At 66.0% G+C, this 12,055-nt stretch carries 13 protein-coding genes and 1 tRNA gene; 8 read left to right on the forward strand and 6 right to left on the reverse strand.

The genetic code is table 11. The features are described from left to right. Nucleotides 1–16 precede the first annotated feature (16 nt). Nucleotides 17–1,039, forward strand: coding sequence for a patatin-like phospholipase family protein (locus FGL25_RS08120; protein WP_138141418.1), 1,023 nt, complete (start codon nucleotides 17–19; stop codon nucleotides 1,037–1,039). Here FGL25_RS08120 and FGL25_RS08125 read toward each other — a convergent pair. Further along, complete coding sequence (locus FGL25_RS08125) at nucleotides 1,036–1,974, reverse strand: L-threonylcarbamoyladenylate synthase (RefSeq protein WP_138141419.1); 939 nt, start codon at nucleotides 1,972–1,974, stop codon at nucleotides 1,036–1,038. The two genes, FGL25_RS08120 and FGL25_RS08125, sit on opposite strands and share 4 nt — an antisense overlap. 137 nt (nucleotides 1,975–2,111) lie before the next feature. Here FGL25_RS08125 and FGL25_RS08130 point away from each other — a divergent pair, with 137 nt between their 5' ends. The 4 genes from FGL25_RS08130 to FGL25_RS08145 are packed head-to-tail and all read left to right on the forward strand — an operon-like array spanning nucleotide 2,112 to nucleotide 6,254. Next, on the forward strand, nucleotides 2,112–3,896 hold the full coding sequence (locus FGL25_RS08130; protein WP_138141420.1) for an acyl-CoA dehydrogenase: 1,785 nt from the start codon (nucleotides 2,112–2,114) through the stop codon (nucleotides 3,894–3,896). A 35-nt stretch (nucleotides 3,897–3,931) separates the two neighbouring features. Continuing rightward, nucleotides 3,932–4,756 carry an energy transducer TonB gene (locus tag FGL25_RS08135; RefSeq protein ID WP_138141421.1) on the forward strand — a complete coding sequence of 275 codons (825 nt, stop codon included), beginning with the start codon at nucleotides 3,932–3,934 and terminating at the stop codon, nucleotides 4,754–4,756. Next, nucleotides 4,753–5,541, forward strand: a complete 789-nt coding sequence (locus tag FGL25_RS08140; protein ID WP_138141422.1) for an energy transducer TonB — start codon at nucleotides 4,753–4,755, stop codon at nucleotides 5,539–5,541. Before FGL25_RS08135 ends, FGL25_RS08140 begins: the two co-directional genes overlap by 4 nt. Next, complete coding sequence (locus FGL25_RS08145) at nucleotides 5,538–6,254, forward strand: energy transducer TonB (protein ID WP_138141423.1); 717 nt, start codon at nucleotides 5,538–5,540, stop codon at nucleotides 6,252–6,254. Before FGL25_RS08140 ends, FGL25_RS08145 begins: the two co-directional genes overlap by 4 nt. On the opposite strand, the gene FGL25_RS08150 is transcribed toward FGL25_RS08145, so the two are convergent. Further along, a complete protein-coding gene (locus tag FGL25_RS08150) occupies nucleotides 6,209–6,943 on the reverse strand; it encodes a trypsin-like serine peptidase (RefSeq protein WP_252970091.1) in 735 nt (244 codons plus the stop codon). The genes FGL25_RS08145 and FGL25_RS08150 overlap by 46 nt on opposite strands. A gap of 175 nt (nucleotides 6,944–7,118) precedes the next feature. On the opposite strand from FGL25_RS08150, the gene FGL25_RS08155 reads away from it, so the two are divergent. The 3 genes from FGL25_RS08155 (at nucleotide 7,119) to FGL25_RS08165 (ending at nucleotide 10,015) form a co-directional block, all read left to right on the forward strand. Beyond that, nucleotides 7,119–9,296 (forward strand): S9 family peptidase, encoded by a 2,178-nt coding sequence (locus tag FGL25_RS08155; protein WP_138141424.1) that lies wholly within the window; start codon nucleotides 7,119–7,121, stop codon nucleotides 9,294–9,296. Continuing rightward, a complete protein-coding gene (locus tag FGL25_RS08160) occupies nucleotides 9,293–9,835 on the forward strand; it encodes a GNAT family N-acetyltransferase (RefSeq protein WP_138141425.1) in 543 nt (180 codons plus the stop codon). Before FGL25_RS08155 ends, FGL25_RS08160 begins: the two co-directional genes overlap by 4 nt. A gap of 103 nt (nucleotides 9,836–9,938) precedes the next feature. After that, a tRNA-Asp gene (locus FGL25_RS08165) sits at nucleotides 9,939–10,015 on the forward strand. 319 nt (nucleotides 10,016–10,334) lie between these two features. On the opposite strand, the gene FGL25_RS17460 is transcribed toward FGL25_RS08165, so the two are convergent. Genes FGL25_RS17460 through FGL25_RS17475 form a run of 4 tightly spaced genes read right to left on the reverse strand, consistent with a single transcriptional unit; the run spans nucleotide 10,335 to nucleotide 12,041 of the window. Continuing rightward, nucleotides 10,335–10,880, reverse strand: coding sequence for a TonB-dependent receptor domain-containing protein (locus FGL25_RS17460; protein WP_252970256.1), 546 nt, complete (start codon nucleotides 10,878–10,880; stop codon nucleotides 10,335–10,337). Beyond that, nucleotides 10,762–11,643 (reverse strand): TonB-dependent receptor domain-containing protein, encoded by an 882-nt coding sequence (locus tag FGL25_RS17465; RefSeq protein ID WP_252970092.1) that lies wholly within the window; start codon nucleotides 11,641–11,643, stop codon nucleotides 10,762–10,764. Before FGL25_RS17465 ends, FGL25_RS17460 begins: the two co-directional genes overlap by 119 nt. Beyond that, nucleotides 11,624–11,779 carry a hypothetical protein gene (locus FGL25_RS17470; RefSeq protein ID WP_252970093.1) on the reverse strand — a complete coding sequence of 52 codons (156 nt, stop codon included), beginning with the start codon at nucleotides 11,777–11,779 and terminating at the stop codon, nucleotides 11,624–11,626. The genes FGL25_RS17465 and FGL25_RS17470 overlap by 20 nt, the downstream gene beginning before the upstream one ends. 55 nt (nucleotides 11,780–11,834) lie before the next feature. Beyond that, entirely contained in the window at nucleotides 11,835–12,041 is a 207-nt protein-coding gene (locus tag FGL25_RS17475) for a hypothetical protein (protein ID WP_252970094.1), read from the reverse strand. Between the last annotated feature and the right edge of the window lie 14 nt (nucleotides 12,042–12,055).

A 12,055-nucleotide genomic window follows, 5' to 3' on the forward strand; every position in this document is an offset into this window, starting at 1 on the left:
AAAGACGGAGAGGCTGATGGCGAAACGCAAACCCGTCTGTCTGGCCCTGCAGGGCGGCGGAGCCCACGGCGCCTTCCAATGGGGCGTGCTGGACCGGCTGCTGGAAGCCGATGTTCTAGACGTGCGCGCCGTCACGGCCGCTTCAGCCGGGGCGATGAACGCGGCCGCCCTGATCACCGGGCTGGAGCGTGGCGGCGTCGAGGGCGGACGCGAGGCGCTGGACCTGCTGTGGCGCGAGGTGAACCAGTCCGGCGGACGCAACGTTTTCGGCGACAGCGCCGTCTGGTCAAAGGCCCTGACGCCTGACTGGTTGAAGGGCACGCCGATGTGGCAGGCGGGGCAGACCCTGGCCCTGTCGATGAGCCCCTATTCCTTCAATCCGTTCAACCTGAACCCGCTGCGACGGGTGCTGGAGACGGCGGTGGATTTCGAGGCCCTGCGCGCCTCATCCATCCAGATGTTCGTCTCGACGACGGCGGTGCGTGCGGGCCGTTCGCGCATCTTCAGATCCGAGGAAATGGCGCCCGAGGTGTTGCTGGCCTCGGCTTGCCTGCCCCAGTTGTTTCAGGCGGTAGAGATCGAGGGCGAGCCTTATTGGGACGGCGGATACCTGGCCAATCCGGCGTTGTGGCCGCTGTTCTATACCGACACGCCGGACGATATCCTGCTGCTGCCGCTCAATCCGTTCCAGCGTAACGAGACGCCGCGCGAGGCGGGCGACATCAACGACCGTCTGAACGAGATCGTCTTCAACGCCCCGCTGGTCGCCGAACTAAGAGCCGTCGCATTCGTTCAGGACCTGATCGCCGAGGGCAAGCTGAAGCCCGGCGAAGACCGTCGACGCGGCATCCGCATCCACGTCATCGAGGCCGACGAATGGCTGGGAGGCCAGTCGCTTCACTCCAAATTCGACACGGAGTGGAGCTATCTGAACGAGTTGAAACAGCACGGCCGGACAGCGGCCGACACCTGGCTTGAGACCTGCCTGCCCAAGGTCGGCAAGGCCTCAAGCGTGGATGTAAAGGCGCGGTTCCTCTAGCCGACGAAGCCCGCCGCACGCCGTAGACGGTCGTTGATCGCCTCGCCCAATCCCTTGGTCGGAATGGGCGACACCGCGATCCCGGAAGGCTTTGAGCGATCCGCCTCACGCAGCAAGCGGAACAGATTGGCCGCAGCCTCGCGCAGGTCGCCGCTCGGGCTGAGGCTCCAGCGCGGATCGCCGACGCCCGCGCCGAAGCCCAGCAGGATTTCGCCGTCCCTCGCCCCGTCCGCCTCGATCCGGACCGGAGCGTCGGGCGCATAATGCAGGGCCAGACGGCCGGGCGAACGGCGCCCCTGCCCGCCTTCGGCCAGCGGCCCGGCGACCGCCTCGATCTCTTCGCGCGTGACGGAGCCGGGACGCAGCAGGGCGACCTGACCGTCCAGCACCGAGACGACGGTGCTCTCCACGCCCACCGCGCAGGGGCCGCCGTCTACCGCCGCACCGACGGCCTGGCCCGTCTCTTCCAGAGCGTCGCCGAAAGTCGTCGGGCTGGGCCGTCCCGAACGGTTGGCCGAGGGCGCGACGACCGGCCCGCCGAAGGCGCCGATGACCGCCCGCGCGCGCGGATGGCCAGGCACGCGCACGGCCACGCTGTCCAGCCCCGCCCGCGCCAGATCACACACCCGCTCGCGATCGCGCACCGGGGCCACAATGGTCAGCGGTCCCGGCCAGAAGGCCTCGGCCAGAGCCCGCGCCTTGGCGTCGAACACCGCGATAGCCTCGGCGTCCACGGCGTTGGCGACATGGGCGATCAGGGGATTGAAGCGCGGCCGCCCCTTGGCCTCGAAGATGCGCGCCACCGCCTGAGGGTTGGAGGCGTCGGCCGCCAGCCCATAGACCGTCTCGGTCGGCAGGATGACCAGACGGCCCGTCTTCAGCGCCTCGGCGGCGATTTCGGGGCTGTCGCCCCTGGCGGGTCGGTCGGCGGGCACGGTCGGCCTTTCCTTACGCGGCGTCAGCCGTTCAAACAGAGGGCCACAGTGCGCGGAATCTCGACCAAAGTCCAAGCAGGCTTGCGCCCGGCGACGCGGCGGCCGACAGAAGCGCAACGTCTTTCTGAGGATAACCGATGAGCTACCGCGCCCCCGTCCGTGACATCGCCTTCGCCCTCGACGCCGTGGCCGGGATCGGCCAGGTGGCGGCGACCGGCGCCTTTCCCGATTATGACGCCGACGTCGCCTCGGCCGTGCTGGACGCCGCCGGTCAGTTTTCCGAAGAGGTGCTGGCGCCGCTGAACCGCCCCGGCGATCTGGCGGGCGCCAAATACGCCAACGGCGCCGTGACGGCCGCGCCCGGATTCGCCGACGCCTATCAACAGTTCGCGGCGGGCGGCTGGACCAGCCTGACCGCCTCGGTCGAGGCCGGCGGACAGGCCCTGCCCAAGGCGCTGGAACTGGCGGCCTATGAGACCGTCCACGCCGCCAACATGGCCTTCGGCCTGTGCCCCATGCTGTCGCTGGCCTCCATCGAGGCGCTGGAGCAGGTCGGTAACGAACACCAGAAGGCCACCTATCTGCCCAAGCTGGTCAGCGGCGAATGGACCGGCGCCATGGTGCTGACCGAACCGCACGCCGGGTCTGACCTGGGCGCCCTGACGGCGACAGCGGTTCCCAACGGCGACGGAACCTACGCCCTGACCGGCCAGAAGATCTTCATCACCTGGGGCGACCACGACGCCACGGACAATATCGTCCATCTGGTGCTGGCCCGCCTGCCCGACGCGCCTGCGGGGCCTAAGGGCATCAGCCTGTTCCTGACGCCCAAGTTCGCCGTCAACGCCGACGGTTCGTTGGGCGAACGCAACGCCTTCCGCCCGGTCGGCGTCGAACACAAGCTGGGCATCCACGCCTCGCCCACCTGCGTCATGAGCTATGAGGGCGCCCGCGCCGAACTGGTCGGACAGCCGAACCAGGGCCTGGCCCATATGTTCGTCATGATGAACGCCGCCCGTCTGGCCGTCGGCGTCGAAGGCGTCGGCATCGCCGAACGCGCTTATCAGCACGCCCTGGCCTATGCGCTGGAACGCCGTCAGGGCCGCAGCGTGTGGACCGGCGAAAAGGACGCCCCGATCTTCGACCACCCTGACGTGCGCCGGATGCTGTCGGTGATGAAGGCCAAGGTCGCCGCCGCCCGCGCCATCTGCCTGTCGACCGGCGTCGCCGCCGACCTGGCCCGTCACGCCTCCAGCGAAGAAGAGCGCAAGGCGTGGAAAGGTCGCGAAGACCTGTTCACCCCGATCGCCAAGGCCTGGTCCACGGACGTCGGCTGCGAGGTCGCCTCCCTGGGCGTTCAGGTCCACGGCGGCATGGGCTTCATCGAGGAAACCGGCGCGGCCCAATACTATCGCGACGCCCGCATCACCCCGATCTATGAAGGCACAAACGGCATTCAGGCGATGGATCTGGTGGGCCGCAAGCTGTCGATGGACGGCGGCGAGTCGGCCAAGGCCCTGATCGCCGAGATGAAGGCGACGCTGGCCCAGATCGACCGCCTCTATACCGGCAAGCCAGTCGAGCGTTTCGCCACAGCTATCGAGGCGGTCGAGGACGCCACCCTGTGGCTGCTGGACGCCAAGTCGGACCCGGCCCGCGCCGCCGACGTTCTGGCGGGCGCCGATGCCTATCTGAAACTGATGGGCGACGTGGTCGGCGGCTGGATGCTGGCCAAGGGCGCTCTTGCCGCCAAGGCGAAGCTGGACGCCAATGACGGCGACGCCGTGTGGCTGCAGGGCAAGCTGGATCTCTATGAAGTCTACGCCGCCAACGTTCTGGGCCACGTCTCCAGCCGCTTGGCCGCTGTCGGACAGGGCGGCGACCTGCTGCAACGCATGAGCGCCGAAGCCCTGGCGGGTTGATCGCCGTTCTATGACTTGAGCGTAAAGCGCCTCCTGTGCCACCTAGGCGCGGGAGGCGTTTTCGTATGAATCGAACAGTCGGCGCGGCAGTCCTGGGCACGATCATTGTCGGGTCAGGCGCGACCGCCTTTGCCGAAGACAAAGCCCGACCTAAGCGGCTCCCCGTCGTCGTCGAAAATCCGGCCTGGGTTGTTCCACCCCAAGTCGATGGCGACGACTACCCCATCTTCGCCGCCTATCTGGGCGTGAACGGCTCTGTCAGCCTAGAGTGCATGGTCACGCCCCAAGGCAGCCCCGAAAACTGCCTGGTCAAGGACGAGCGGCCGACTGGACTGGGTTTCGGCGACGCCGCCAAACGCATCATTCTTCGCCATCGTCTGACGCCGCGCCGCGTAAACGGCGTGGCGACACCAGCCAAGTTCGTGGTTCGCCTGCCTTTCACCGCCGATTTCGAAGAACCAGAAGACGCGGCCCCGCCTCCCACAACGCCCTGGACCGGACCGGAGCCTTCGGCTCCCCAACTCGCCAACGCCCGAGAAGTCATCGAAGCCGTCGGCATCCCGTCTGTCGCCGAGCGTCTGGGGCTGGATGAATTGCCGGAAAGCCGTCGAACGGCCGTCCAGGCATGGGCCACAGAGTTGTTTCCGCCCGATGCGGAACTGGCTGAGGCCTTGGCCCTCGGCATGGCTCGACTATGGGCCAAGGAAGCCATGGATCGTTTCGTCCTGGGAACAGAAGCGCCTCAGATCACCGAAGCAGAGGCCCGCGCGGCTTACGGAGAGCCGGACTTCACGGCCATCGACGCCGAAATGAAGCGCCGCTACTGTGCAGCCTATGACTGCGGAGACGCAAGGAAATGATCCTGGCGCTCACTCTGGCGACCATCCTCGGGGCTTCCTCCCAAGCCGAACAACCGCACGATCCCCCTGTCGCCTGGCTCACACGCCCTACGCCGACGCCAGACGACTTTCCGCCGTTCGCCGCCGCCATGAACATCAGCGGCTGGGCCGAAGTGAACTGTCTGGCGACGGCCGAAGGCCTGCCCAGCGCCTGCACCGCCATGCGCGCAAGGCCCGATGGGCTGGGATTCGCCGAGGCGGCCGTTCGCGTGATCCAGCGGGCGCGATTGACGCCGGCCGCGCCCGACATTTCGCCCGAAGAGCGCGTGTTCAAGGCGCGCGTGCCGTTCAATAGCTCGCCATTCAGCGACGCACCGCCGTCACCCTGGTCCGGCCCGACGCCCAACGCCGCACAGTTGGAAAGCGGCCGTCGCTACGCCCGACGCAGCGTCGAACCGGTCGCCCGCCTGCGACGCCACTGGCGGCTGGATCAGATGCCGCCCGAGATGCGCCGGACGACCGAAGGCTGGATCGCCGAGCTGTTCGGAAACCTGGAGACGGAACGTCAGCGACGGGCTCTGGCCGCGGCGCGCGTCTTGGCCGTGCGCGGGCTGGACGCCATGCCGCCCAAACAGCCGGATGACTGGACTGAATCCTGGGTTTCCACAGTTGAACGAGGCCAGTCGCGATCTCCATCCTCGCGAACCGATGATCGAACTGCGTCGCCGTTTTTGCGCCCGTTACGATTGCGGGCCAACGGCCGAAAACCGTCGCCACCCCTGAATAGTCCGGAGTTCCCCGCATGATTACGCTTCTGGCGACCTTGGCTCTGCTGGTCGAACCTGCACATTGGGAGACTCCGCCGGATGTGAAACGTTCCGACTACCCAGCCCTGGCCAGGGACTTGCGGATCAACGGAACCGTCACGCTCGAGTGCGTCAATAATGAAGACGGCGCCCTGTCCCGGTGCGCGGCCATGTCGGCAAAGCCGGCCGATGCGGGCTTTCAGCAGGCCGCCCTGGCGATCGTGTTCCGAGGGCGCGTCGCCCAACCTGCGGGCGTCCCTTTCAGCATCGAACTGCCCTTCGACATCCTGGACGAAGACGACGAACCGCTGCGCCAACCGTGGGAGGGCCCCGAACCAGGCCCAGAACATATCCAGGCCGCCCAGGCCTTTACCGACAGCTTCTATGGCGGCAGCCGCTCTGCGGCCGAACGCTCGATCCGGGATTGGAAGGTCAACGAGATGCCGCCCGAAAAGGCGGCGCTTCTGCGCGGCTGGATGGACGAACTATATCCCGACCTTGAAGCTGAGAAAGCCTGGCACGCCGCAGGGGTCGCTCGCGTCCTTGCGCTGCACGGCGTTGACTATCTGCCGACGCGGAAACCGATCGGCTGGGACGCTTGGTACGCTCAGGTCACCCGGGCCAGCCCGGAAGACCCGGCCCCGATCAGAAACGAAATGCGCCGCCGCTACTGCGCGGCGTTCGACTGCGTTTCGGGCGTAGCGGTCGACTGATCCAGCAAGGCGATGGTCTCGCGTACATAGTCGGCGTGGGCCACGACGCCCAGGTCAATACCCTGTCCGCCGCTCTGAACCTCCTGCACCAGCACACCGGCGATAAAGGGATGGTCGGGAACCGGCGCTCCCGGCACGCGGCGCGCCGCCGGAGTCCAGAAGACCGGCCCTCCGGAGTTCCCCTGAGCCACCACGAAATCCAGCAGGAAGATCGGGAAGTGCCGAATCGGCGTCAGCGGCCAGGAGCTGATCCGCCCCAGCCGCAGGATGGGAAAGCCCGCCCGGTTGGCCGACAGCCCATGCGGATAGCCCAGCGCCAAAAGTTCATCCCCCGGCCCCATACGCCAGCGATCGAAGGCCTCGGCGTCAGCCAGCCATCCGGCGGGAATCGCCGCCTGGGCGAAGGCGGGCGGCGCCGTGATCTCCATCACCGCCACGTCACGCTCTGGATGCGCGGTCCACAACGGCGCGCCGTCCGCGTCGCGGATCGTCAGGTTTTCCGGCGTGAACTTCCAGGCGCCGTCCGCCTCGGCCGTGCGCCAGCCGATCCGCGCCTCATTGCCCGGCATGACGTCCAGCACGTGCCGCGCCGTCACCAGCACCACCCGCGGCGCGCCGTCGGGCCGAGGCGCGGCGATGAGGAAACCTGTGCCGACCTTCCTCTGGCCGTCGCTGATGGCTTGATCCAATTGCACAGTGGCCGTTGATCACGCCGACCGTCAGATCCCATTCGGGCGGCGGAGCCGGCAACGACAGCGGGTTGTTCGGGCGGAAGATCCTGAATGATCATTACCGCCATTTGACGCCGAGCGTCGCCGGGCACAAGGTCCAGCTCAAATCATATTCCAGGGGGAAGCCCACGCCATGAACCGCCGTGAACTGATCGCCTCGACCGCCGCCGTCGGCGTGGTCGCCGCCTCCCCCGCCCTTGCCCGCCAGAGTATCGGAGCCTCGATGTCAAAACCCACGCCGCCCGTCGCCAAGAAGGTTCCTGTCCGCATTGAACAGTTGGGCCGCGTCCGCGTCGACGACTATCAGTGGATGAAGGACGACAACTGGCAGGCCGTGCTGCGCGATCCGTCGCTGATCAAGGCCGACGTCAAGGAGCATCTGACCGCCGAGAACGCCTATCGCGAGGCCATGATGGCCTCCACTCTGCCCCTGCAGGCGCAGATGTTCGAGGAGATGAAGGGCCGCATCAAGGAGGACGACAGCTCCGTCCCCGCCGCCGACGGGCCGTGGGAATACTACGTCCGCTACAACACCGGCGACCAGCATCCGCTCTATTGCCGCCGCCCACGCGGGAAAAAGGATGGCGAGATCATCCTGCTGGACTGCAACAAGCTGGCCGAGGGCAAGGCCTATTCGGAAGTCTCGGCGACCGAGCACAGCCCCGACCACGCCCTGTTCGGCTATGCCGAGGACGCTCAGGGCTCCGAAGTCTACAAGATCTATGTGAAGGATCTGGCCACCGGCGAGGTGCTGCCCAACCCGATCGAATCGGCCAGCGCCAACTTCACCTTCTCGCCCGACAGCCAGTGGATCTTCTGGACCAACCGCGACGACAACGGTCGTCCGGACAAGATCTTCCGTCGCCCGGCGCGCGGCGGCGAAACCACGCTGGTCAATGAAGAAACTGACGAAGGCATGTTCCAGGGCGTCGGCCGCACCGCCGACGACGCCTTCATCGTCATCTCCATCGGCAACCAGGAAACGTCGGAAAGCCGCATCATCCCGGCCGCCACCCCCACGGCCGCGCCCGTAGTAGCCGAGCCGCGCCACGTCGGTCGCCTGTATGACCTGGACCACTGGGGCGACCGCTGGGTGATCCGCACCAACGCCGACGACGCTGTCGACTTCAAGGTCATGGAGGCGCCGACCGCCTCGCCGGGCAAGGCCAACTGGAAGGATCTGATCCCGCACACGCCCGGTCGCTTCATCGAGGGCGTAGCCTTGGTGAAGGACTATCTGGGCCGCCAGGAACGCGCCGACGCTAACACCAAGATCGTCATCCGTGATCGCGCCGGCGCCGAGCATGAGATCGCCGTGGACGAGCCCGCCTACGCTCTGTCGCTGGGCGGCGCGTCGGAGTTCGACACCACAGTCATGCGCTATGGCTACAACTCGCCGTCCACGCCGACGTCCACCTATGACTACGATCTGAAAACGCGGGAACGCACCCTGCGCAAGGTTCAGGAAATCCCCTCGGGCCACAATCCGGCGGACTATGTGGTCGAACGGCTGAACGCGCCGGCCTCTGACGGCGAACTGGTGCCAGTGACGGTCCTGCGCCGCAAGGACACGCCGGTCGACGGCTCGGCGCCGCTGCTGCTCTACGGCTACGGCTCCTACGGCATACCGATGGCGGCCAGTTTCGCGACGAACCGGCTGTCGCTGGTCGATCGCGGCTTCATCTACGCCATCGCCCACATCCGCGGCGGCTCGGACAAGGGCTGGAACTGGTTCCTGACCGCCCGGCGCTTCACCAAGAAGAACACCTTCACCGATTTCATCGCGGCCGCTGAACACCTGATCGCGCAAAGCTACACCAAGGCCGGAAACATCGTCGCCGAAGGCCGATCCGCAGGCGGGCTCCTGATGGGCGCCGTCACCAACATGCGGCCGGACCTGTGGGCGGGCGTGATCGGCGGCGTGCCCTTCGTCGACGTCATCAACACCATGAGCGACACCAGCCTGCCCCTGACCCCGCCGGAATGGCCTGAATGGGGCAATCCGCTCGAGGATGCAGCCGCCTACGACTACATGCTGAGCTACAGCCCCTACGATCAGATCGAGGTCAAGCCCTACCCGGCCCTGCTGGCGACCGGCGGCCTGTCCGATCCGCGCGTCACCTATTGGGAGCCGGAGAAGTGGGTGGCCAAGCTGCGTCCGGCCTCGACCTCGGGCAAGCCGGTGCTCTTGAAGATCAACATGGAGGCGGGTCACTTCGCCTCGTCGGGCCGCTTCGACTATCTGAAGGACATCGCCCACGACTACGCCTTCGCCGTCTGGGCGGTCGAGAAAGGCTGGGAAAAGGCGTGATCGTCCGGCCGTACGCGGAAGCCGACCTGGCGGCCGTAACGGACATCTACGCCGACAGCGTGCTGAACGGCACGGGGACGTTCGAACTGGACGTCCCCAGTGCTGATGAAATGCGAGCGCGCTTAGCCGCACCCGCAGCCCTAGGTCTGCCGGTTCTGGTCGCCGAAATCGACGGAGCGGTCGCGGGCTACGCCTATGCTGCGCCTTATCGCCTGCGCGCGGCCTATCGCTTCATGGTCGAGGACTCGATCTACGTCGCCGAAGCGTTTCGCGGACGGGGCGTCGGCAAGACGCTGCTGGACGCCCTGCTTAGGGCCTGCGAGGCCCTGGGAATGCGTCAGATGGTGGCGGTGATCGGCGACAGCGCCAACACCGGCTCTATCGCCCTGCATGAAGCGGCGGGCTTCGCCCACGTCGGCGCCTTCCGCGACGCCGGGTGGAAGTTCGACGGCTGGCGCGACGTCGTCTTCATGCAGAAGGCGCTCGGCCGCGGCGGCGCGGTTCCACCCGACGCCGACGGCTTGGATTGCGGTCGCTAGAGTCTGAATTCGCAGATTTTTTAGCAAAAGCGCCACAATGCGCTTGACCGAAAGCGCGACGAACCGTATTCGCCCCTCCTCTCCTCCTCGCGGGGAGAGAAACGCGGGTGTAGCTCAGTTGGTTAGAGTGCCGGCCTGTCACGCCGGAGGTCGCGGGTTCGAGCCCCGTCACTCGCGCCACTCCTTCTCAGAAATGAGGGAGTGGCGCGCCACCGCTCTCCATACTCCAACAATTTAGATTGAACGCAGGCGCCGTCATGGTGCGCGCCATCCACTGCGCTCAACAAGCTGATTCACACGCGCCGCGCCGCATGGCGTCGTGATGCGCAGCAAATTTTCGGCCAAGCACTGGCGCGATCAGATCACATCCCAACAAGCCGCCAGGGCCTGCTCACACCCAGAGGCTACAGCCCCCTTTCTGGTCGCAACTTGAATAGCGTCCAAAGAAATGGGCGGCGGATCCATGACCCGCCGCCCATCCTTATTCAAACCGCGTGGCTTAGAAGCGAGCGGTCAGGCCGACAAAGTAGCGGCGGCCGAGCACGTCGTAGGTCGACGGATCGGTGTTCGCCTGCACGCCCGGATCCCAAACGCGCGGCTGCTGATCACCGACGTTGTTCACGCCAGCACGCAGCGAGACCGTGTCGTTGATGGCCCAGCTGCCCATCAGGTCGAAATAGTGAGTCGCATCAAGCTTCTCATCCGAACCGTAGATGGTCATCTCGCCCACACGGCGCCAGCGCGCCGTGGCCGAGAACGGCCCCTTGGCCCAGTCAACCGACGCCAGCGACTTCCACTCAGGGAAGGTGTTGCCGAAGTCGTCCGAGATGGTGCCCTTGCGGTCCGTGAACGCGCCGCCGGCGACGACGCTGTCTTCACGCTCGGCCAGCCAGCTGACCACAGCGTTGAAGTTTAGCGTGCCCCAGTCAGGAGCGCCCAGGTCCACCAGGTCGAAGCGCCAGTCGAACTGAGCGTCGACACCGGCCGTCTTCAGAACGCCCAGGTTCTCCAGGTTGGAGGTGGCGTCGAAGATGGCGCCGCTCAGCGGGTTTACGCTTGAACAGCTGGCAGTAGGTGTTGTTCGGGTCATAGGTCGGGTTCTCACCCGCACCGTTGAAGCAGCCCTTCAGCATGTCAGCAGCCGAGATGCTGGAGATCACGTCTTCGATTTCGATGTTATAATAATCGATCGCGAACGACATGTTCGAGAACAGCGCCGACTCGAAACGCGGCTGATAGACCACGCCGAACGACCAAGTGTCAGCCGTTTCTTCCGACAGGTTCGGATTACCGCCATCCCATCCGGCAACTTGGTTGTCGGTGTAGATGAAGTTGTCGGGGTTAGCGACGCCCTGAGCGATACACAGTTGCTTCACCTGAGCGGCGTTCGGGCCGTTCATATAGAAGCCACGACGATCGCACGGGTCGCCGCCGGCCGCCGAGGCGTTGGCTTGACCGATGGCCATGTAGTTCACGCCCAGCGGCGAATAGAGCTCGCCGACCGAAGGCGCACGAACGGCGCGGTTGTAGCCGCCGCGCAGACGCAGACCGTCAATGATCGTCCAGTCCAGATCCGCACGGTAGGCTTGGGTGCCGCCGATGGAGCTATAGTCCGAGTAACGATAGCCCAGCGTCATATCCAGCTGCTGGATAAACGGCAGGTTCGAAAGCAGCGGAACCAGAGCTTCGCCGAAGAGGTCGATCGAGTTGACGCTGCCGTTCACCGACGGCGACGGGTTGAAGCCCGCGATTTCAACGCCGCCGATTTCACCGCCGTCCGGCAGGCCATCAGCCCCCAGGTGCGGCAACTTCGGATTTATCTTCTCGAGCGAAGGATCCGAGGTCGAAGCGGTAGCTGTTCTCGCGGTACTGGACACCCATGGCGACGCGGACTTCGCCAGCCGGCAGGTCGAAGGCCTTGCCCTGCAGGGTGCCCTCGATCACGTTCTGCTCGACCGTAGTCGCCGTGCGTGACGTACGACCAATATAGCTGAGGCAGTCAGCCCGAGATCGGCGCCAGGCCGAAGGGGTTGAACCCGCCTTCGCACAGCATCGTCCCTTCATCTACGCCATCGCCGGCGCCGCCCCACGGATCATCCAGCAGCGTCTGCACGGACGAACGCGACACGTTGCCCGTCTGCGTTTCGTTGGCGCTGACGCGACCGAACGATGCATAGACGTCATAGGTCCAGGAGCTTTGCGGCACCTGACCACGAATAC

Source organism: Brevundimonas vancanneytii (assembly GCF_901421975.1).
In the GTDB taxonomy this organism is placed as follows: Bacteria; Pseudomonadota; Alphaproteobacteria; order Caulobacterales; family Caulobacteraceae; genus Brevundimonas; species Brevundimonas diminuta.

Bases quoted from the DNA above. Each gene is read 5' to 3' on its own strand.
- FGL25_RS08120 (WP_138141418.1), top strand. From the start codon at position 17: ATGGCGAAACGCAAACCCGTCTGTCTGGCCCTGCAGGGCGGCGGAGCC.
- FGL25_RS08130 (WP_138141420.1), top strand. From the start codon at position 2,112: ATGAGCTACCGCGCCCCCGTCCGTGACATCGCCTTCGCCCTCGACGCC.
- FGL25_RS08140 (WP_138141422.1), top strand. From the start codon at position 4,753: ATGATCCTGGCGCTCACTCTGGCGACCATCCTCGGGGCTTCCTCCCAA.
- FGL25_RS08145 (WP_138141423.1), top strand. From the start codon at position 5,538: ATGATTACGCTTCTGGCGACCTTGGCTCTGCTGGTCGAACCTGCACAT.
- FGL25_RS08155 (WP_138141424.1), top strand. From the start codon at position 7,119: ATGAACCGCCGTGAACTGATCGCCTCGACCGCCGCCGTCGGCGTGGTC.